Origin of the sequence: Sphaerimonospora thailandensis, from assembly GCF_016863115.1 — a bacterium.
Classification (GTDB): domain Bacteria; phylum Actinomycetota; class Actinomycetes; order Streptosporangiales; family Streptosporangiaceae; genus Sphaerimonospora; species Sphaerimonospora cavernae.
In genome coordinates, this window is record NZ_BOOG01000024.1 from 1 (window position 1) to 19,686 (window position 19,686).

General features: G+C 70.7%; 18 protein-coding genes. 12 read left to right on the forward strand and 6 right to left on the reverse strand.

Annotation, left to right across the window (positions count from 1 at the left end):
- A partial coding sequence (locus Mth01_RS14300) for a hypothetical protein (RefSeq protein ID WP_204016336.1) occupies window positions 1–432 on the reverse strand: 432 nt, incomplete at its 3' end.
- A gap of 315 nt (window positions 433–747) precedes the next feature.
- On the opposite strand from Mth01_RS14300, the gene Mth01_RS14305 reads away from it, so the two are divergent.
- Genes Mth01_RS14305 through Mth01_RS14315 form a run of 3 tightly spaced genes read left to right on the forward strand, consistent with a single transcriptional unit; the run spans window position 748 to window position 4,687 of the window.
- Window positions 748–1,527 (forward strand): NUDIX hydrolase, encoded by a 780-nt coding sequence (locus Mth01_RS14305; protein WP_204016337.1) that lies wholly within the window; start codon window positions 748–750, stop codon window positions 1,525–1,527.
- Complete coding sequence (locus Mth01_RS14310; RefSeq protein WP_204016338.1) at window positions 1,524–2,687, forward strand: 5'-methylthioadenosine/S-adenosylhomocysteine nucleosidase family protein; 1,164 nt, start codon at window positions 1,524–1,526, stop codon at window positions 2,685–2,687. The genes Mth01_RS14305 and Mth01_RS14310 overlap by 4 nt, the downstream gene beginning before the upstream one ends.
- Window positions 2,684–4,687, forward strand: a complete 2,004-nt coding sequence (locus Mth01_RS14315) for a hypothetical protein (protein ID WP_204016339.1) — start codon at window positions 2,684–2,686, stop codon at window positions 4,685–4,687. The genes Mth01_RS14310 and Mth01_RS14315 overlap by 4 nt, the downstream gene beginning before the upstream one ends.
- Window positions 4,688–4,802: 115 nt before the next feature.
- On the opposite strand, the gene Mth01_RS14320 is transcribed toward Mth01_RS14315, so the two are convergent.
- From Mth01_RS14320 to Mth01_RS30280, 3 genes are all read right to left on the reverse strand, one after another.
- Window positions 4,803–5,486, reverse strand: a complete 684-nt coding sequence (locus Mth01_RS14320) for a nucleotidyl transferase AbiEii/AbiGii toxin family protein (RefSeq protein WP_204016340.1) — start codon at window positions 5,484–5,486, stop codon at window positions 4,803–4,805.
- Window positions 5,470–5,817 carry a hypothetical protein gene (locus Mth01_RS14325; protein ID WP_204016341.1) on the reverse strand — a complete coding sequence of 116 codons (348 nt, stop codon included), beginning with the start codon at window positions 5,815–5,817 and terminating at the stop codon, window positions 5,470–5,472. The genes Mth01_RS14320 and Mth01_RS14325 overlap by 17 nt, the downstream gene beginning before the upstream one ends.
- A gap of 185 nt (window positions 5,818–6,002) precedes the next feature.
- Entirely contained in the window at window positions 6,003–7,646 is a 1,644-nt protein-coding gene (locus Mth01_RS30280) for an IclR family transcriptional regulator domain-containing protein (protein WP_204016342.1), read from the reverse strand.
- A 226-nt stretch (window positions 7,647–7,872) separates the two neighbouring features.
- On the opposite strand from Mth01_RS30280, the gene Mth01_RS14335 reads away from it, so the two are divergent.
- Genes Mth01_RS14335 through Mth01_RS14370 form a run of 8 tightly spaced genes read left to right on the forward strand, consistent with a single transcriptional unit; the run spans window position 7,873 to window position 15,948 of the window.
- Window positions 7,873–8,691: a CoA transferase subunit A gene (locus Mth01_RS14335; protein ID WP_204016343.1), complete on the forward strand. Its 819-nt coding sequence runs from the start codon at window positions 7,873–7,875 to the stop codon at window positions 8,689–8,691.
- Window positions 8,688–9,440: a CoA-transferase subunit beta gene (locus Mth01_RS14340; RefSeq protein WP_204016344.1), complete on the forward strand. Its 753-nt coding sequence runs from the start codon at window positions 8,688–8,690 to the stop codon at window positions 9,438–9,440. The genes Mth01_RS14335 and Mth01_RS14340 overlap by 4 nt, the downstream gene beginning before the upstream one ends.
- Before the next feature lie 32 nt (window positions 9,441–9,472).
- The gene (locus Mth01_RS14345) at window positions 9,473–10,660 is read left to right on the forward strand and encodes a thiolase family protein (protein ID WP_204016345.1); all 1,188 of its coding nucleotides are present in this window, start codon (window positions 9,473–9,475) and stop codon (window positions 10,658–10,660) included.
- Between the two features lie 57 nt (window positions 10,661–10,717).
- Entirely contained in the window at window positions 10,718–11,518 is an 801-nt protein-coding gene (gene pcaH / locus Mth01_RS14350) for a protocatechuate 3,4-dioxygenase subunit beta (protein ID WP_204016346.1), read from the forward strand.
- Window positions 11,515–12,093 carry a protocatechuate 3,4-dioxygenase subunit alpha gene (pcaG, locus tag Mth01_RS14355; RefSeq protein WP_204016347.1) on the forward strand — a complete coding sequence of 193 codons (579 nt, stop codon included), beginning with the start codon at window positions 11,515–11,517 and terminating at the stop codon, window positions 12,091–12,093. The genes pcaH and pcaG overlap by 4 nt, the downstream gene beginning before the upstream one ends.
- A complete protein-coding gene (pcaB, locus tag Mth01_RS14360) occupies window positions 12,080–13,585 on the forward strand; it encodes a 3-carboxy-cis,cis-muconate cycloisomerase (RefSeq protein ID WP_204016348.1) in 1,506 nt (501 codons plus the stop codon). Before pcaG ends, pcaB begins: the two co-directional genes overlap by 14 nt.
- A gap of 9 nt (window positions 13,586–13,594) precedes the next feature.
- Window positions 13,595–14,776, forward strand: coding sequence for a bifunctional 3-oxoadipate enol-lactonase/4-carboxymuconolactone decarboxylase PcaDC (pcaDC, locus tag Mth01_RS14365; RefSeq protein ID WP_204016349.1), 1,182 nt, complete (start codon window positions 13,595–13,597; stop codon window positions 14,774–14,776).
- Window positions 14,776–15,948: a 4-hydroxybenzoate 3-monooxygenase gene (locus Mth01_RS14370; RefSeq protein ID WP_204016350.1), complete on the forward strand. Its 1,173-nt coding sequence runs from the start codon at window positions 14,776–14,778 to the stop codon at window positions 15,946–15,948. The genes pcaDC and Mth01_RS14370 overlap by 1 nt, the downstream gene beginning before the upstream one ends.
- Before the next feature lie 7 nt (window positions 15,949–15,955).
- Here the strand turns inward: Mth01_RS14370 and Mth01_RS14375 are convergent, their stop codons facing one another.
- A complete protein-coding gene (locus Mth01_RS14375; RefSeq protein WP_204016351.1) occupies window positions 15,956–17,125 on the reverse strand; it encodes an MSMEG_1130 family ribosome hibernation factor in 1,170 nt (389 codons plus the stop codon).
- Between the two features lie 158 nt (window positions 17,126–17,283).
- Complete coding sequence (locus tag Mth01_RS29720; protein ID WP_308440798.1) at window positions 17,284–17,406, reverse strand: cellulose binding domain-containing protein; 123 nt, start codon at window positions 17,404–17,406, stop codon at window positions 17,284–17,286.
- Window positions 17,407–17,562: 156 nt separating this feature from the next.
- Between Mth01_RS29720 and Mth01_RS14385 the strand changes: the two genes are divergently transcribed.
- Window positions 17,563–19,665: a putative bifunctional diguanylate cyclase/phosphodiesterase gene (locus Mth01_RS14385; protein ID WP_239089658.1), complete on the forward strand. Its 2,103-nt coding sequence runs from the start codon at window positions 17,563–17,565 to the stop codon at window positions 19,663–19,665.
- Window positions 19,666–19,686: the final 21 nt, after the last annotated feature.

The following is a 19,686-nucleotide window of genomic DNA, read 5'->3' on the forward strand; positions in this document are numbered from 1 at the left end:
CCGCGCCACCTGGGCCAGGTCGGGACGCGCCCGCTCCGGACTGCCGGAGGCGGTGGCCAGGACGTCGTTCAGCGCCTGCACGTCCTGTACGGCCTGGGCGCCGCTCTGCCCGGTGGCGGTCCAGTCGAGATCCAGATATCTGGACGGCAGACCGGTGAGCACCCACTCCCCGCGGGGCCTGAGCGTCGCCGGATCCAGGCTTTTCAGGTTCGCCAGGTCGTGCGCCCGTGCTGTACGCGCGTCCATGTCGCGGGCGTCGTCCAGGGCCGCGTCGGTCAGGCGGGCCAGCGGGGCGAGGCTGACCTCGCTGCCCCACCGCTGCATCGTCTGCCGGATCAGCGGTCCGTTGCGTGACAGCACCTCGTGCAGCCGGTGCAGGCGCTTCGCCAACTCCTCAAGGTTGGCGGGATTGACCCCGACGAATCCGTCCACGACATCCCTCCCTTGCCGTACGGCGCCACGCGATAGGGGAGCGGGTGCGGCGGTTGCGAGGCGCGGCGGATTCCCCTCAGCGATGCGATTGACGGCCCCCGTCAAGGCTAAGCAGACATAGCCGGATAGGCCACGGTTAACCACCGTGAAAAGGAGGATTACCGGATATCGGTAGTAGCGATAACCGGGGAGATATCGGCGTTCTTGTCCAATTTGATGCCCGGTGCCGAGATGTGGCCGAGTCACATGTCGGAGATGGATAGTGAATGCTTACCGAGACTTCCTGTCAGACTGACAAGAAGCTAGCGTGTGCGCATGGACGACGACCGATGGGAGGCCCCGCGGGTTCTGCTCGCGGTCGACCTTGTGATCTTGACTCTGCGCGGCTCCCGCCTGCATGTGCTGCTCATCGAACGTGGTGTCGAGCCTTTTCGCGGCGCCTTGGCCCTGCCGGGAGGTTTTCTCCGCGATCAGGAGGAGGACATCGTCGCGGCGGCGCACAGGGAGTTGTTCGAGGAGGCGGGCCTGGCCGACGTGCCGCATCTGGAGCCGCTGGGGGTGTACGGAGAACCGGGGCGTGATCCTCGCGGGCGTGTGGTGTCGGTCGCCTATCTGGCGATCGCGCCGCGTCTGCCGGAGCCCGTCGCCGGCACCGACGCGGCGGAGGCCAGTTGGAGGCCGGTGGAGCACGCCATGTCCTCAAACGTGGAGTTGGCGTTCGACCATCGGCGGATTCTCGCGGACGGCGTCGAACGGGCGCGGGTGAAGCTGGAACATTCGGCACTCGCGACGGCCTTCTGCGGCGAGACCTTCACCATCTCGGAACTCCAGCAGGTCTACGAGGCGGTGTGGGGGGTCCGGCTGGACCCCCGGAACTTCTACCGCAAGGTCCAGAGCGCGCGCGGCTTCATCGTCGCGGCCGGTTCCATGCGGCGGACGGAGGGCGGCCGGCCCGCCCGGATGTTCAAGGCGGGCCCGGTCCAGGCGATCTACCCCCCGATGGTCCGTTCGGCGCAGGCCGTGGCCGAGGGGTCTGACGGCCGTAAAGACGGCCGTACAGCTCAGACCATGCCCGAAGGAGGCGCAAACCCATGAGCAAGGAGCGTCCCATCGTGTTTCTCACGGCGCTGGACCTTGAGTACCAGGCCGTGAGGGAGCACCTGACCGACGTGCGGCCGCATCGCCACCGCGCCGGCACCCGTTTCGAGGTCGGCCGGCTCGCCAATGGCGGGTGCCCGGCCGTCCTTGGGCTGGTCGGCAAGGGAAACCATCCGGCGGCGGTGCTCGCCGAGCGGGCCATCGCCGAGTTCGATCCGTTCGCCCTGCTGTTCGTGGGAGTCGCCGGTGCCCTGTGGCCCCAAGTCGGCTTGGGCGACGTGGTGGTGGCGACCCACGTCTACGCCTATCACGGCGGCACCAGCGAGGACGACGGACTCAAGGCGCGTCCTCGGGTCTGGGAGATCTCGCACGAGTCGGATCAGATCGCCCGTCACCTCTATCGCGACGGCACCTGGAAGCGCCACCTCCCCGATGGCGTACCCGCTCCGAACGTCCGCTTCGGACCGATCGCGGCTGGCGAGGTCGTGCAGGACTCGCCGATCTCCGCGCACGCCCAGTGGGTTCGGCGGACCTACAACGACGCGCTCGCGATCGAGATGGAGGCGGCCGGGGCGGCGCAGGCCGCCCACCTGAACAGGTCGCTGCCGGTGATCATCGTACGCGGCGTGAGCGACCGGGCGGACGGCACCAAGGCGGCCACCGACGGCGCGGACTGGCAGCGGAGAGCGGTGGTGAACGCGGCGGCGTTCGCCACGGCACTGGCCGAGGAACTGGCTCGGGAATCACATCATGGTCGGCCTGCCGACAGGACGGGAAGGGCGGAGGACAAGCCGATGGGTGGAGACATCAGGAATGTCGCCGGCGGCAACGCCTGGGTGGGCGTGCAGGCCGGGCACATCCATGGCGACGTTTCGATCGGACGATCGCCGGAGTCCGGCCTCGATCCGGCGGCGCGGCTCGCGGACCTTCACGCCCGACTCCGAAAGGCTCGGACGGCGGGAGAAGTGGACGAGGAGACCTTCACCGCGGCGCAGGAGGAGCTCGCGGTCGTCTCCGAATCCCTGGCGGCGAGCACGGAGCAGGGCAAGAGCCGAGCGATGATCGCCCTCAAGAAGCTACGCGGCCTGCTGGTGGACGTGGCCGATCTGGCGGCGAAGGTGGCGGCCGTCATCGCCGCGGTCCGAGGCGTCTCGTGAATGCTCCGGGTGGGAGCACGACGAACATCGCGGACGGCTCGGCCACCGTCGGTGTCCAGGCGCAGACCGTGCACGCCGTCAACTTCTACGAAATCTTCCCCGGTGACTCGCCACAGCGGAAATTCGAGGTGGGCCTCCGTTTTCTGCGCGGCGGGGTGCCCGCCAAGGCGAGGGAGCACATAGGCGAAGCGGTTGCGGAAGACTACGTGACGAGCCGGTCCTGTTTCTATCTGCTGCTCGCCCTGCTGAGCGGCCGCACGTTGCGGCAGTTGCCGAAGGAAGACCTGGCCATGTTGCGCATCGCTCAGGGGCGGATCGTCGGCGGCATCGACGAGTGGAGCGAAGCGATCGGCGTGATCAGTCGTCTCCTGACGTCTCTGCAGAAAGGCGACGTCGTTCCCGCTACCGTCGAAGCGGAGCTCAACCGGCTGGGCCGGATCCAGCGGGACGAGATCCAGCAGCATCTTGAGATGTTCCTGAACGGTTCCATTCAGGATGTTCTGTGGGCGCGCGCCTTCGAGTCGGCGAGAAAGGACCGATGTGACAGGCGGCGTCTGGACCGCACCTGGATGTTCTTCCAGCCCAGTCCCACCGGGGCGCGGGTACGGCAGCCGAATCCGGTCACGACCACGATCGGCGACCGGGGTCGATCGATCACAGCCTCGATCCTGTCGCTGGCGGCCGCCTGTTTCATCGGGGTGCCAGCGTGGCAGCATGCCTGGTTTTCGACGCTCCCCGCCCTGCTGCTCTTCGGCGTCGGCTGCTACGTGTGCTGGCGGAACGGCGTGGAATGGCGGTTTCTGGTCGAACGTCGCCGGGACAAGGATCGGGATTATCTGGCCGTCGGCCCGAAGCCCGCCGCCGCCGCGCAACGGGGCTTCGCAGGCAAGATCGATCGGCAGTTCGACCATTATTTCGCGAGGTACGTCCCGCGGAACACGGAAAGGGCGCAGTGGCTGGCTCACACGGCCGGGATCCGGCGGACGCTGCGCGATGAGGTGGTCGACATCTATCGCGAGAGCAGGACCGATGCCGAAAAGGTCGCGTGGCTCGTCAGATATCTCGTCAGCGACGTGAGACAGCGCTGGGAGAGGGGCACGCTGTGGGATTATCGCGACCGGCTCCGGGTCGCACCGTCCACGAAGGGCCTGTTCGTGCTCGGGGTCGCCGCGTCAACCGCGGGCGGAGCGACGATGATCTGGGCTGCTCTGCAGGTCCAGCCTTTTCACGCCGTGGTCGCCGCGGTCATCGCCGCGGCGGCCGGCCGGGTCGCCGCCCTGGGCTGGTTGCGCATCGTCCTGGAGCACAGGAGATTCGCCGCAGAACGGGAGGACGCTCGGCGATCCCTGGCCGGTCGCGAGGCGGCCTTCGAACGATGGACCGCCAAGCTCGCGGACAGACCGTCCGATCTTGAAATGGCTCACTGGCTGGACTGCGACCGCAAGGCGTTGATGGAGGAGGCGATGGGGCACTACAAACTGGAGCCGAGCGATGTCGTCGCCCATGCCTTCATCGAGGCGCCCGGCAAGTCCTACAAGCGGGCGCGGGTCAGCAAGGGACCCTGGCGGTATACGAGATACAGACTCCTGATCTTCCTGCTCACCGCGGACGGCGTACGGCAGATGACCGCCGACCTCGACTTCGTCGAGGCGAGCTTCCATGACAGGGGGAGGATCAGCTATCGCTACGACGCCATCGCGGCGGTCCATGCCACCGAGGCCGACGACGGCGGCAGATCATTCGAGCTCACCCTTGTCAACGGCGAACCGATCAAGGTCAAGATGATCGAGGCTCTCCAGGCCGTCGTCGAACCGGGGGAGGACGAGCGATCCGTGTCACGGGTGACGCTCGATGCCGCCGGGCTCGGAAACACGCTGCACGTTCTCGAGGGCGTCGCCGCCGAGGGAAAGGAATGGATCGGCCACGAACGTAAGCGGGAGGAGGCCAGCCTGGCCACTCTCGCCGACGCCGTTCAAGGGATCTCCCCGCGGTACGAGTAGGCCTGGGCCGCTTCCGGTACGGCCGAGCGTGGGTGTCAGCGGCCCAATCAGGCGCCGAGCCTGGAGGTTATCCGGGCCAGACTGCTCGGCGTAAAGCCGGGCCCCGAGGTTGTGTTCAGTCGGATGTCTTATCCGTCCAAAGTTCGTTTTCGGCCAGTTCGAGGCCGAGTCGGTCGGCCCACTGTTGCGCCCATGCCCTCATGGCATTGATCTCGTCTGGCCCGCAGCCGTACACCGCGAACTCCTCGTCCTGGTAGACGGCGGCGTGTTCGAGCTGGTCGCGCAGGTCTTCGGGGAAGAAGTCCTCACCGAGGACGCGCCTGGCCATGGCGGCCAGCTCCGCGTCGCTGAAGTATTCGGTGGCCGCGTGCACATCGATGAGATCGCGGGGTAGGCCGCGATCGTGCAGAGCGCCCACCTTGAGGGCCACCGCGTCCTCCATCGAGAGGACAGGGCCGAAGCTCATGATCGACGGAGGATGGTTCAGCGGTTCCTTGAGGATGTCGATGCGATATCTGGTGCTATGTGGAAACCGCACGAGCAGATGCCCTTTTCGGTCCTGTGCCGAGATCACGGAGGTTTCAAGACCGGCCTGCTGGTAGGTATGTGCAAGAGCGTTGACGATTTCTTCCATCGGTGCGCTGCTTGCAGTGGCGAAGTCGATGTCGTCGGAAGGCCTGGTGACGAGGCCGTGCGCCTTGATCGCGTATCCGCCGGCCAGGACCAGGCCGTACCTGTCGCAGACGGGCAGGGCGGCTTGCATCAGCAGCGCGTGGTCGCCTTCAAGCAGGGCGGGCAACTGAAGTTCGCAGTTCGGGGAAGTGGTCCTGCCATAGCCGACGCAGCGGTCGGGGCAGGCGGAGTCGTGACCACTGCGCACGCAGGAGGTCGGCGTTCAACCATCGGGTGTAGTGTTCGCGGGTGACCCCGGCGGTCAGCACAGTCATGTAGCAGAGGTACCGCTGATCGGGATCGGCCAGGTCGAAGCTCCGACGGCCGGACCATGCGAGATCGACCGGTAGCATCACCACCCCGTGATCGGGGCCGGCCAACTCGTCCAGGGACGAGGGCATAGCCTCGTCCGCGCCAGCCCACCGTGATGGCAACGACGCCGCATCCTGGCTGCTCATGCCTCCAGTGTGGCCTAATCTCTTGGCACGCGCACCCACAACGCCTGACAGTGAGTGCGGCGGAGGCCGCAGTGAGCAGCGTGACGCCGGCAATGCCTCGGGACCGCTTCTCTCATCCCCTTGATCTCAATTAGGCCTACGGCGACAACGACGACGCCGTGGCGATCAGTGTGGCCCCGGAGTAGTCAGGCCGTGGGGATGCGGGCGAAGCGGGTGGCGATGTGGAGGTCGTGCTCGATGCGGGCGGCGGCCTCCCGGAGCTGGGGCAGTACGGCCTCGCGGGTCCCCTCGGCGGTCTGCCGGTGCGCGTGCGTGGACACGTTGACGGCCGCGACGACCTCGCCGGCGCGGTCGCGCACCGGGACGGCGATGGACCGCAGCCCCTCCTCCAGTTCCTGGTCCACCAGGGCGTACCCGTCCCGCCTGACCTGGTCGAGCAGCTCGGCGAGCCGTACCGGCGACGTGACCGTGTGGCGGGTGAGCGGGCGCAGGTCGGCGCGGGCCGGATAGGCGGCACGGTCGGCATCGCCCAGCCCGGCCAGCAGGACCCGGCCCATCGACGTCGCGTACGCGGGGAAGCGGGTGCCCACCGTGATGTCCACGCTCATGATCCGCTCGGTGGGCACCCGCGCGACGTACCGGATGTCGTCCCCGGCGAGGATGGCCATCGACGCCGAGTCCCGCACCTCGCCGGCCAGCCAGGTCAGGTGCGGCTGCGCGATCTGGGGCAGCGTCAGCCGGGCCAGGCAGGCGTACCCGAGGTCGAGCACGCGCGGCGTCAGCCGGAACAGCCTGTCCTCGGCGGCCACATAACCCAGGTGGGCCAGGGTGATCAGGGCCCGCCGTACGGTCGCCCGGGGCAGCCCGGTGGCCTCGGCCAGGGCGGAGAGCGACATCGCCGCGGTCGTGAACCCGGTGAGCACGGCGAGGCCCCGGGCGAGGGACTCGACGAGCTCCGGGCCCTCGTCGGACAGACGGGTCCGCGCGGTGCCCACCGGTCCGAGAGCGGGGGGAGCGGTGAGCGCGTGCTCCATCGCCGCGGCCGTTTCGCGCAGTCTGGGCGGCATCGCGGCGCACAGTGATGCCGCATCGTGCCTGCTGGTATGGCTGACCACGCTCACCGCGCACACCGCGCGCCCGGTGGCGTCGCGCACCGGTAAGGCTACCGCGACCAGTCCGGGCTCGATCAGCTGGTCGTCGGCCGACCAACCCTTCTGCCGGGCCTGGGCCGCCCGATCCTCGAACGAGTCCGCCCCGTGGGCACTGTCGGGAGGCAGCACTGGGAAACCGGCGTAGCCGGGGTCGGAGACCACGCGCAGGCGCCACCTTTCCCACTGGGCGGGGGACCAGTCGGCGGCGAAGAGAGCCCCCGGCGCGGCGCACTCGGCGGGGAGCAGGTCGCCGACGCGGAAAACCGCCGTCATCCTGCGCCGCCGCGGCGCCTGGTGGACGAAGCGGACACCGTCGGCGTCCGGAACGGCGAGCGAGACCGACTCGTCGAGCTCGTCGGCGAGCCGGTCGGCGTACGGCCCGAGCAGTCCGGGAAGCCGTGAGGCGGCCAGATAGGCGTTGCCGAGCTCCATCAGCGCCGGGGCGAGCACCGCGTCGCGGCCGGCCGGTCGCACGTAGCCGAGCCGGACGAGTGTGCCGAGCACCCGGTCGACGGTCGATCGGGCGAGGCCGGCGTCGCGGGTCAGGTCGCTCACGGTGCGGCGCCCCCCGGCGAGGGAGAGGCGCCGGATCACGGCCAGTCCGCGGATCAGCGGGCCGACCGCCTCCTTCGGCGGATCGCCCGCCGGCAGGGCCTCGCCGGTCGTCGCCTCTGTCATCGTGCTCTCCCCCTGCGGCCGTGCCGTACCCGCTCCTCACCACGTGCGGACGTTGACACCTGCCCGGTGGTGGACAAAACTTGGTTCGACAATAATGAACTACAGTTCGCCAGGCGAACAAGCGCGATCGTCCCCGATCTCGGCCTCCGCCGGGTCGTGCGGGACCCCCGCGTGAAGACGAGTCGTGAAGACGAGTACGGCGTGAGGATGAGAGACGACGACGGAAATGGCTGATATCCGCACCCTGCCCGAGGCGGTGGCGGAGCTGATCCACGACGGCGACTGCGTCGCCATGGAGGGCTTCACCCACCTCATCCCGTTCGCCGCAGCCCACGAGATCATCCGCCAGGGCATCACCGACCTCACGCTGGTACGGATGACACCCGACGTGATCTACGACCAGCTCATCGGCACCGGCCTGGTGAAGAAGCTGATCTTCTCCTGGGGTGGCAACCCCGGGGTCGGCTCGCTGCACCGCTTCCGTGACGCCGTCGAGAACGGCTGGCCGCGCCCGCTCGAGCTGGACGAGCACAGTCACGCCGGGATGGCCAACCGCTACGTCGCGGGCGCCTCCGGCCTGCCGTTCGCGGTGCTGCGCGGTTATCGCGGCACCGACCTGGCGAGCCGCACCGACACCGTGGCCACGGTGACCTGCCCCTTCACCGGCGAGGAACTGGCGGCCGTGAAAGCGATCAACCCGGACGTCACCGTCATCCACGCCCAGCAGGCCGACCGCGAGGGCAACGTGCAGCTCTGGGGGCTGACCGGGGTGCAGAAGGAGGCCGCGCTGGCGGCCCGGCGGGTGCTGGTCACGGTCGAGGAGATCGTCGACGAGCTGACCCCGAGCCCCGGCGGGGTCGTCCTGCCCGGCTGGGTGGTCACAGCGGTGGCGCGGGTGCCGGGCGGAGCCCACCCGTCGTACGCCGCCGGGTATTCGGTCCGGGACAACGACTTCTACCAGGCGTGGGATCCGATCTCCCGTGATCGTGAGAAGTTCACCGCCTGGATTCGCGAGCACATCCTGACGGGAGCGGCGGCCCGATGAGCGACTGGACCTCCGACGAGCTGATGACCGTCAACGCGGCCAGGGCGCTGGCCGGTGTGCGGAAGACCTGTTTCGTCGGCATCGGCCTGCCCAGTGCCGCCGCGAACCTCGCCCGCCGGACCGTCCGCCCGGATCTCGTCCTGATCTACGAGTCCGGAGCGCTGGGCGCCAAGCCGACCAGGCTGCCGCTGTCCATCGGGGACGGCGAGCTCGCCGACACGGCCGACGCCGTCGTGTCGGTGCCCGAGATGTTCAACTACTGGCTGCAGGCCGGGCGGATCGACGTCGGCTTCCTCGGCGCGGCCCAGGTCGACCGCTTCGCCAACATCAACACCACGCTCGTCGACCGCGGCCCGGACCGGCCGCCGGGACGGCTGCCCGGCGCGGGCGGTGCACCGGAGATCGCGGCGAGCTGCGGCGAGGTGCTCATCGTGCTGCGCCACTCCACCCGCAACTTCGTCGACCGGCTCGACTTCGTCACCTCGGTCGGCCACGGCGGCGGACCTGATGACCGCGGGCGTCTCGGCCTGCGCGGACGCGGCCCGGTCGCGGTGATCACCGACCTCGGCGTCATGCGCCCCGACCCGGGGACCGCCGAGTTGGTGCTGACCGACCTGCACCCCGGTGCCACCGTCGAGCAGGCCCGCGCCGCGACCGGCTGGCCGCTGAAGACCGCCGCCGACGTGGCCGTCACCGCGCCGCCGACCGATGCCGAGCTGGCCGCGCTCCGCGCGCTGAAGGCCGCCTGACGGAAGCAGACACGATCAAGGATGATGCCGCAGTGAGTGACGTTTACATCGTCGACGCCGTCCGTACGCCGTTCGGCCGGTACGGCGGGGCGCTGGCGGGGATCCGGCCCGACGACCTGGCCGCCCACGTCGTCCGGGCCATCACGGACAGAACACCCGGCCTCGACCCGGCCAGGATCGACGACGTCGTCTTCGGCAACGCCAACGGCGCGGGGGAGGAGAACCGCAACGTCGCCCGCATGGCCGTACTGCTGGCCGGGCTGCCGGTCACCGTCCCCGGCACGACGGTCAACCGCCTGTGCGGCTCCGGCCTGGAGGCCGTGATCCAGGCATATCGCGCGATCGCGGTCGGCGACGCCTCAATCATGATCGCGGGCGGCGTCGAGTCGATGTCACGCGCGCCGTGGGTGCTGCCCAAGCCCGACCGCGCCTTCCCGGCCGGCAACCAGCAACTGCTGTCGACGACGCTCGGCTGGCGCATGGTCAACCCGCGAATGCCGGGCGAGTGGACGGTCGCGCTCGGCGAGGGCGCCGAGCTGATCGCCGACCGGTACGGCGTCAGCCGCGAGAGCCAGGACGCGTTCGCGCTGGCCGGCCACGAGAAGGCGGCCCGCGCGTGGCGGGACGGCGCGTTCGACGCCGAGGTCGTCCCGGTCGACGGGGTCGACCTGCCCCGCGACGAGGCGATCCGCGACGACACGTCGATGGCGGCGCTGGCCAAGCTCAAACCGGCCTTCCGGAAAGGCAGCCCGGCGGGAACCGTCACGGCGGGCAACTCCTCGCCGCTGAGCGACGGCGCGGCGGCCCTGCTGTTGTGCGACGAGGAAGGGCTGCGAGCGGTCGGCGGTGAACCGCTGGCGCGGGTCAGAGCCTCGGCGGTGACCGGTGTCGAACCCCAGTTCTTCGGGCTGGGCCCGGTCGAGGCGGCGCGACGCGCGCTGTCACGGGCCGGAACGGGCTGGGGCGATCTCGCGGTCGTCGAACTCAACGAGGCGTTCGCCGCCCAGGCGCTCGGCTGCCTCAGCGAGTGGCCCGAGCTCGACCCGACGATCGTGAACCCCCGCGGCGGCGCCATCGCCATCGGCCACCCGCTCGGTGCGTCGGGGGCGCGCCTGGCGGGGGCGGTCGCCCACCAGCTCGCCGCGGCCGGTTCCGGCACCGGCCTGGCGACACTCTGCATCGGCGTCGGTCAGGGCCTCGCGCTCGTTCTTGAGAGATGACACGTTCTTGCGACAGACGCGGCCTTTCGCTAACAGGGCCTTGAAAGGGAGCCGACCATGACGAACCCGCCCGGAACGCCACCGCAGCCACCGCGACTCGAAACGCAGCAGACCATCAGCGCGGAGATCGCCGAGATCCGTGACGCGTACGGCAAGGCCGTGGCGGAGGGCGGGCCGCGGCGTGATCACCCCGATCGCGACTATCCGCCCTACCGCAGCAGCGTGCTGCGCCACCCCAAGCATGCTCTCGTCGTGCCGCGCGATCCCGAGGCGGCCGAGCTGACCGGCCCGGTCTTCGGCGTCACCGACGTGACCGAGCTCGACAACGACCTCACCCGCCAGCACCTCGGTGAGCCCCTGGGCGAGCGGATGCTCGTCACCGGGCGGGTGCTCGACCGGGCCGGCCGCCCGGTGCGCGGCCAGCTCGTCGAGATCTGGCAGGCCAACGCCTCCGGGCGGTACGCCCACCAGCGCGACCAGCACCCCGCCCCGCTCGACCCGAACTTCACCGGCGTCGGACGGTGCCTCACCGACGACGACGGGCGATACTCCTTCGTCACGATCAAGCCCGGCCCCTATCCATGGCGGAACCACAACAACGCCTGGCGGCCCGCGCACATCCACTTCTCCCTGTTCGGCACGGCTTTCGCCCAGCGGTTGGTCACCCAGATGTACTTCCCGGGGGACCCGCTGTTCGACTTCGATCCCATCATGCAGGCGGTGACCGACGATTCCGCGCGGCGCCGCCTCGTCGCCGACTACGATCACAACCTGTCCACCCATGAGTGGTCGCTCGGCTACCGCTGGGACATCGTCCTGGACGGCCCGGCCGCGACCTGGATGGAGGAGGGCCGATGAGCACGAGCCTGCCGCCCACGGCGTCCCAGACCGTCGGTCCGTTCTACGGGTACGCCCTGCCGTTCGCCGGGGGCGGCGACATCGCCCCCGCCGGGCACCCGGACACGATCACCCTGCACGGCACGGTGTACGACGGCGCCGGCGCGCCCATCCCGGACGCGCTGCTGGAGTTCTGGCAGCCCGCTCCCGACGGGTCGCGGGCGGGCGCACCGGGCTCCCTGCGACGTGACCCGGTCACCGGCGCGGTGATCGGACGCGACGGCCTCGCCTTCACCGGGTTCGGCCGGGTCGCCGCCGACGCCGACGGCCACTATCTGCTGCGCACCCTTCCGCCGGGCGGCGTGCCGTACATCTCGGTCTGCGTCTTCGCACGCGGCCTGCTGCACCACCTGTTCACCCGGGCCTACCTGCCGGAACTGACCGACATCGACGGCGAGCCGCTGCTGGCCTCGCTGCCGCCGCACCGCCGGGCCACCCTGCTCGCCGTGCCCGAGCACGAGCGCGTCTACCGTTTCGACGTACGGCTCCAGGCCGACGGGGTCCACGAGGAGACGGTCTTCCTTGCCTTCGAGTGACCGGCATCCGGCTGACGGACAGGATGTCGGGCTGCTCACTCCGATCGTGGCCGGTTCGCGGGTCGAGGCGCTCACGGGTGATGCCGCGTTCGTCCGGGGCATGCTCGACGCCGAGGCCGCGCTGACCCGGGCACAGGCCGCGCTGGGGCTCGCCCCGTCCGCCGCCGCGGCGGCCGTCACCGCCGCGGCCGGGCAGACGTCCCGGTTCGACGTCCGCGACCTGGCGCTGCGGGCCCGTTCCGGAGGCAACCCGGTGATCCCGCTGGTCGCCGATCTGACCGCGGCCGTGGCCGGGCACGACCCCGAGGCCGCGCCGTACGTCCACCGGGGGGCCACCAGCCAGGACATCTGGGACACGGCCGCGATGCTCGTCGCGGCGCGGGCGCTGGAGCCGATCCTGGCCGACCTGGACCGTACGGCTGCCGCCCTCGCCCGCCTGGCCGCCGAGCACCGCGACACTCCGATGCCCGGCCGGACCCTCACCCAGCACGCGGTGCCGACCACGTTCGGCCTGAAAGCGGCCGGCTGGCGGAGCCTCGTGACGGCTGCCCGCGACCGCCTGGCCGCTGTCCGGGCCGCGCTGCCCGCCCAACTCGGGGGTGCCGCCGGCACGCTGGCCGCCTTCCAGGAGCACGCAGCCCAGGAGCACGCACCCCAGGAGCACGCCCTCCGGGAGAGGCGTCCGGAGAGCGCGCTGCGGCTGCTCGCGGCGTACACCGCGGAGACCGGACTGGCCGAGCCGGCGCTGCCGTGGCACACGCTGCGCACGCCCATCGCCGACCTCGCCGGGGCGCTGGCCTTCGCCTCCGGCGCGCTGGGCAAGCTCGCCGCCGACGTGCTCGTGCTGTCGCGCACCGAGATCGGCGAGGTCTCTGAGAACATCGGCGGCGGGTCCTCCGCCATGCCGCAGAAGGCCAACCCGGTCGCGTCGGTCCTGATCGCCTCGGCCGCCCGGCAGGTCCCGGCCCTGGCCGCCGTGCTGTACGGATCACTCGCGGCCGAGGACGAGCGCCCGCCGGGGGCCTGGCACGCCGAGTGGCAGCCGATGCGGGAGGCGCTGCGCCTGGTCGGCGGCTCCGCGGCGGCCGCCGCGGAACTCGCCGAGGGGCTTCGGGCGCATCCGCGGCGGATGGGCGACAACCTCGACCTCACCGGAGGCCTGATCGTCTCGGAGCGGCTCAGCGTCGCGCTCGCCGCCGAACTGGGCCGCGAACGCGCAGCGCGGGCGGTCAAGGCGGCCGCCCACGCCGTACAAACACGGGCCGTACAAACACGGGCCGTACAGGCGCGGGCGGAACATGGCGGGGCCGGGCTGGTGGCGGCGCTCCTGGCCGATCCGGCCGTGGCGGCGGCCTTCGGCGAGGAGAGGCTGCGCGAACTGACCGATCCGGCGGGGTACACGGGTCTGGCAGGCGTCCTCGTGGACCGCGCGCTGGGCCTCGCACCGGGCCTCGCACCGGGCCTCCCGCCGGGCGCTCCCACTGGGCATTGAGGAGAGACGATGACGGGCATGCTTCACCACCGGATCGACGGGCCCTCGTCCGAGGACCGTTACCTGCCGCTGCTGCTGGGACCCTCGATGGGGACGTCCCTGGCCGTGTGGGACCCCCAGGTGCCCGCGCTGGCCCGGGACCGGCGGGTGATCCGCTGGGACCTGCCCGGACACGGCGGATCTCTGGCGGATGTGGTGGACACCACCCCGGGTGCGACCACGATCGCCGATCTGGGGCGGCTCGTGCTCGCGCTGGCCGACTCCCTCGGCGTCGATCGCTTCGACTACGCGGGGATCTCGGTCGGCGGCGGGGTCGGCGCCTGGCTCGCCCTACATCACCCCGAGCGCGTCGCCTCGCTCGCCATGGTCTGCTCGTCGGCGCGCTTCGGCGAGCCCCCGGCCTGGCACGAGCGGGCGGCCCTGGTCCGGGCCGAGGGCACGGCCCCGCTCGTCGACATGAGCGCCACCCGATGGTTCACTCCGAGCTTTCCCCGGTCCCGGGCGGCGGCGCTGCTGGACGATCTGCGCGCGGCCGACCCCGCCGGTTACGCCGCCGGCTGTGACGCGCTCGCCTCCTACGACCTGCGCGGTGACCTGGCGCGCATCGCCGTACCCACACTTGTGATCGCGGGGCGGGACGATCCCGCGACCACGCCGGCACACGCCCGCGAACTGGCCGACGGCATCCCCGGCGCGTCGCTCGTCGAGGTCGCCCGCGCCGCGCACCTCGCCAACGTCGAGCGGCCGGCGCCGGTGCTCGCCGCCATGCTCGGACATCTCGCGTCCGCCGCCGCTGAAGCACCTCCCCGTGACGACGCCTCCCGGCACGCCGCGGGCATGGCCGTACGGCGGGCGGTGCTGGGGGACCGGCACGTGGACCGGGCGGTCGCGGGCGCCACCGACTTCACCGCGCCCTTCCAGGACTTCATCACCCGCTACGCCTGGGGGGAGATCTGGACCCGCCCCGGGCTGAGCCGCCGGACCCGCAGCTGCATCACGTTGACGGCCCTGGTGGCGCGCGGCCACCACGAGGAGCTCGGCCTGCACGTGCGGGCCGCGCTGCGCAACGGTCTCACGCCCGAGGAGATCAGGGAGGTCCTGCTCCAGACGGCCGTCTACTGCGGGGTTCCCGCCGCCAACTCGGCGTTCGCGGTCGCCGACCGGATTCTGAGCGAAGAAAGGGAAGGCTGATGCACACAACCGTCGGCATCATCGGCGGCGGCCCGGCCGGGCTGCTCCTCGCCCGGCTGCTGCACCTCGCCGGCATCGACAGCGTCGTACTGGAGAGCCGCGACCGGGCCTACGTCGAGCAGCGCCAGCGTGCCGGCATCCTGGAGCAGGGCGCGGTCGACGTGCTGCGCGAGTGCGGCGCGGGGGAGAGGATGGACCGGGAGGGTCTCGTCCACGACGGCATCGAGCTGCGGTTCGACCGGCGCTCGCACCGGATCGACTTCCCCTCGCTCACCGGTGGTCGGCGCGTGATGGTCTACGCGCAGACCGAGGTCGTCAAGGACCTGATCGCCCTGCGGTTCCGGCAGGGTGGCGGCCCGCTGCTGTTCGAGGCGCAGGCCCGGGCGGTGACCGGCATCGATACCGATCAACCTGTCGTCCACTTCACCCACGAGGGCGGTGAGCGTACGCTCACCTGTGACTACGTGGTCGGCTGCGACGGCTTCCACGGCATCACCCGGGCCGCCATGCCGGGTCTCACCACCTATGAGCGGACTTATCCGTACTCGTGGCTCGGCATCATGGCCGACGTGCCGCCGTCATGCGATGAGCTGATCTACGCGCACTCCGAGCGGGGCTTCGCGCTGCACAGCATGCGCTCCCCCACGGTGAGCCGCATCTACCTCCAGGTCCCGAACGGCACGGACCCGGCGCAGTGGCCCGACGAGCGGATCTGGGACGAGCTCGACGCGAGGTTCGCGGTCGACGGCGACTGGAAGCTGGAACGCGGTCCGATCACCGCCAAGTCCGTGCTGCCGATGCGCAGCTTCGTCGCCGAGCCGATGCGGCACGGCCGGGTCTTCCTGGCCGGTGACGCCGCGCACATCGTGCCGCCGACGGGGGCCAAGGGCCTGAACCTCGCGTTCAGCGACGTCGTCGTCCTCGCCAGGGCCTTCGCCCACCTGCACGCGACCGGGTCGGCGGAGCTGCTGGACGAGTATTCGGCCACCTGCCTGCGGCGGGCCTGGCGGGCCGAGCACTTCTCCTACTTCATGACGACGACGCTGCACACCGATCCGGCCCAGTCGCCGTTCGACACCCGGCTGCAGCTCTCCCAGCTCGACCGCATCGCCACCGGAACGGCGGCCGCCACCGAACTCGCGGAGAACTACACCGGCCTGCCGATCGGCTGAGGCGTGCTCACCACCGCAGGAGGGCGCCGATGCCGACCGCCTCGCTGAGCACGTCGGTGGCGGCGCCCTCGACCGGGCTGACCCGCGCTCCGGTGGCGAGCGCACGCTCGACGAGCCGCTCGGTCAAGCGCGGTTCCGGTGTGCCGGCTTCGCCGCCGAGGCCGGTCTCGGCCTCCGCGTGCAACGCGCCATCGACGCCCACCGATCCCGAGTAACGGACCTCCGGGTCGTAGACCAGATGGGCGACCCGACCCTCGTTCAGCGCCGCGGTCACCTCGGATGGGCCCAGCGCACCGGTCTGGCCGAGGCCGGCCTCCCGAATCTGCTCGGCCAGCCGCCGCTCCCGCGAGGAGTGATCCTCGTGTAGCCGCTCGGTGACCGCACTCCGCAGCCCTTCGTCATCCAGGCCCGTGAGCACCCGGACGTCCTGGATCACCCGGCCACGGAGCGTTTCGGGAAGCCTCGCGGCGACCGGCTCCGTCCAGCGTTCTCCGCCGCTGACGAGGATCCGCTCCCACCGTCGTTCGCCCGCCATGTCCGCGGCGACCTCCGCCACCCGGTCCAGGAACCGCTGCGCACGGTCCTGCCGGCGGGCCTGCCGCTGCTCGGTCACAGGAGTGTGGAACTGGCCTGGGGGGCCGCCTCCGATCTGGCCCGCCCTCTCGTGTGACGCCTCGGCCTCCTCCTGCTCCAGCCGGCTCAAGGGCTGGAGCTTCCCGAGCCGCCACTCCAACAGCCGTGCGTCCTGAGCCGAGACCAGGATCACGCCGGCCGGTCGGCCTTCGTCGAGCAGCTCCAGCAGCGGGTGAATGAAGGGCCCATCATCGAGCACGACACGATTGGGCACCGGTATCTGGGTGTCCAGGCGGAGGGCCCAGTCGCCGGTCAGCCCGGCGAACGTGATTCGGCCGCGACCGGGCTCGATCGGGTGTGTGAGACGCTCCAGCTCGGGCCTCAGCCGTTCCAGCGCGGCGCCGATCTCGCCGCCCCGTTCGGAGGGGCCGTCCTCCCCGATCCGGCGCTGCAGTTCCCGGTACCGGTTGTTCATGTCGATCGCCGCCGCTTTGGGACTCGCGGTCGGATCGGCGTCCGCATAGAGCGACAGCACGCCGAGCGCGTCGGTACGGCGGGACAGGTCCAGCAGCCCCTTGTCGTCGAGCTGTTCGATAGCAGTCAAAACTCTCACCCTTCCGAGGGGGTGCGGCGGCGGTCGCGGGCCGCCCAGCGCAGGTCACTACCCCTGCGGCAGGCAGGCACACCTCGGTACGGCCGAGAAAAGGGGCGTGCCGTACGGCTGGGGGCCGTACGGCACGCCCGGGGTCATCGGCGGACTGATCAGCGGGTGATCAGGAGGCCGCTCGGGAGTGTCCACTTGACCGTCCAGCCCCTGATCGCGCTGGGGCCCGCCGTCACCGAGACCTCGCCCTGGAAGCCGCCCTGCCACTGATGAGGGCGCATCTCCCGAAATCTCCGGTAACGGACGGTACGCAACCGGTTTCGCGAAGTGGCCCGGAGGCCGTACCCTCCCATAGTGACCTCTTGGGGGGTTTCTTACTCATGACGCAATCACGCAGTCTTCTGCCGTTTGCCGCTTTCCCGCGTAGTCTCCGGCCCGTGCCCGAGATCGGCGGGATCGCGAGTCCGAACCCGGGTCCGCTGGACACCCGGGACACGGGTCCACGCCCGGGTTCTCCTCTGTGGGCCTACCTCACCGTGGTCACCGCGGCGGGCATCCTGGCGCTGGTGATCGCGCAGGTGAGGCCCGGCCTCGGCGGACTGGTGGAGGTCGCCCGGACGCCGCTGCTGTGGCTGGTCCTGGTGCTCGTCGTGCTGGGCGAGCTGCGGCCGGTCATGGTCAACTCCTCCGCCTCCCTGGTCGGAGGCACCCCCACCTCGACGATGTTCACCTTCGCCGCGCTCATGCACTACGACCTTCCGACGGCGGTGCTGATGCAGGCCGTGGCGATGATCGTCACCGGGTTGGCGCATCACAGGGCCTGGCACCGCATCCTGTTCAACCTCGCCATGGTGACGCTGGCGTGCACCGCGGCCGCCGTGGTGCTGGGCGCGTTCGGCATCCACCCGAGCCCCGGCTCGCCGTGGGTTCCCGACGGCGCCGGCATCCCCGCGATCGTGCTGGCGGGTCTGGCGTACTTCATGGTCCGCGGCTGGCTCGTGTGCGGCGCCGTGGCGCTGCACGAGCGCAGGCCGGTCGGCCGGGTGATCCGGTCCTCGATCGGCCCGCAGTCCCTCGGATACGGCGCGCTGCTCGGTCTCGCGCCGCTCGTAGCCGTCGTGATGGAGCACTCGCCGGCCCTGATCCCCCTGTTCATCGCGCCGCTGATCGCCATCTACTTCACCACCACGCTCTCGCTGCGCCGCGATCACCAGGCCACGCACGACGGCCTCACCGGCCTGCCCAACCGGAAGATGCTGATCCTGCGCACCGAGGAGGCGCTGGCCGAGGCACGTCCGGACGAGAGAGTCGGCCTGTTGCTGCTTGATCTGGACAGGTTCAAGGAGGTCAACGACACGCTCGGCCACCCGGTGGGCGACCGCCTGCTCCAGATCGTGGCGCACCGTCTCACCCACAGCGTGCGGCCGGGCGACGTGGTGGCCCGGCTCGGCGGCGACGAGTTCGCCGTGCTGCTGCCCTCCATCAGGGACGCCCATGCGGCGAAGGAGGTCGCCTCGCGGCTGCGGGTGGCGCTGACGGAACCGGTGCGTCTGGAGGGGATGACCTTCGACATCGACGCCTCGGTCGGCATCGCCCTCTACCCCGATCACGCGCCGGACTTCGAACTGCTGCTGCAACGTTCCGACGTGGCAATGTACCTGGCCAAGGAGGGCCGTACCGGTGTGGAGTTCTATCTGCCGGACAAGGACCGCAACTCGCCCGAGCGGCTGAGCCTGCTGGGCGACCTGCGCCAGGCACTCGACGGAGGGGAACTGGGTCTCCACTACCAGCCCAAGGTGAGCCTGGACGACGGGCGGGTCGAGAGCATGGAGGCGCTGCTGCGCTGGTGGCATCCGGCGCGCGGCCTGGTTTCGCCGGGTGATTTCATCCCGCTCGCCGAGCAGTCGTACTTGATGCGCGAGATCACCCGGTACGTCATCCAGCGGGCGCTGGAGCAGGCGGACCGGTGGTGGCGCGACGGCATCGAGGTGCCGATCTCGGTCAACGTGTCGGCGCGCGACCTGCTCGACTCCAGCCTCCCCGAGCAGCTGGAAGCCGGTCTGAGCGAGTTCGGCCTGCCGCCGGCGGTGATCCGGCTCGAGGTGACCGAACGCATCCTGATGACCGATCAGGCCTACACGGCGGACGCGGTACGCACGCTGGCCAAGCTCGGCGTTCAGCTCGCGCTCGACGACTTCGGCACCGGTTACTCCTCCCTGGTGCGCCTGCAGCGGCTGCCGGTCTCGGAGGTGAAGATCGACGCGTCGTTCATCCGGCGGGTCGGCGAGTCGGCCGACGACGAGCGCATCGTCCAGTCGATCATCGATCTGGTCCGCTCCCTCGGGCTGCACTCGGTCGCCGAGGGGGTCGAGTCGTCGGAGGTCGCGGCCCAGCTGCACGAGATGGGCTGCCACGCGGGACAGGGCTGGTGGCTGGCCAAACCGATGCCTCCCGAGGAGGCGACGGTCTGGCTGCGCACTCGCCTGAGCGAGGCGTTCACCGACCGTCCCAAGGACCCCGCCCGGCTCGCCTCACGCTGACCTCGCACGGCCGTACGGCTC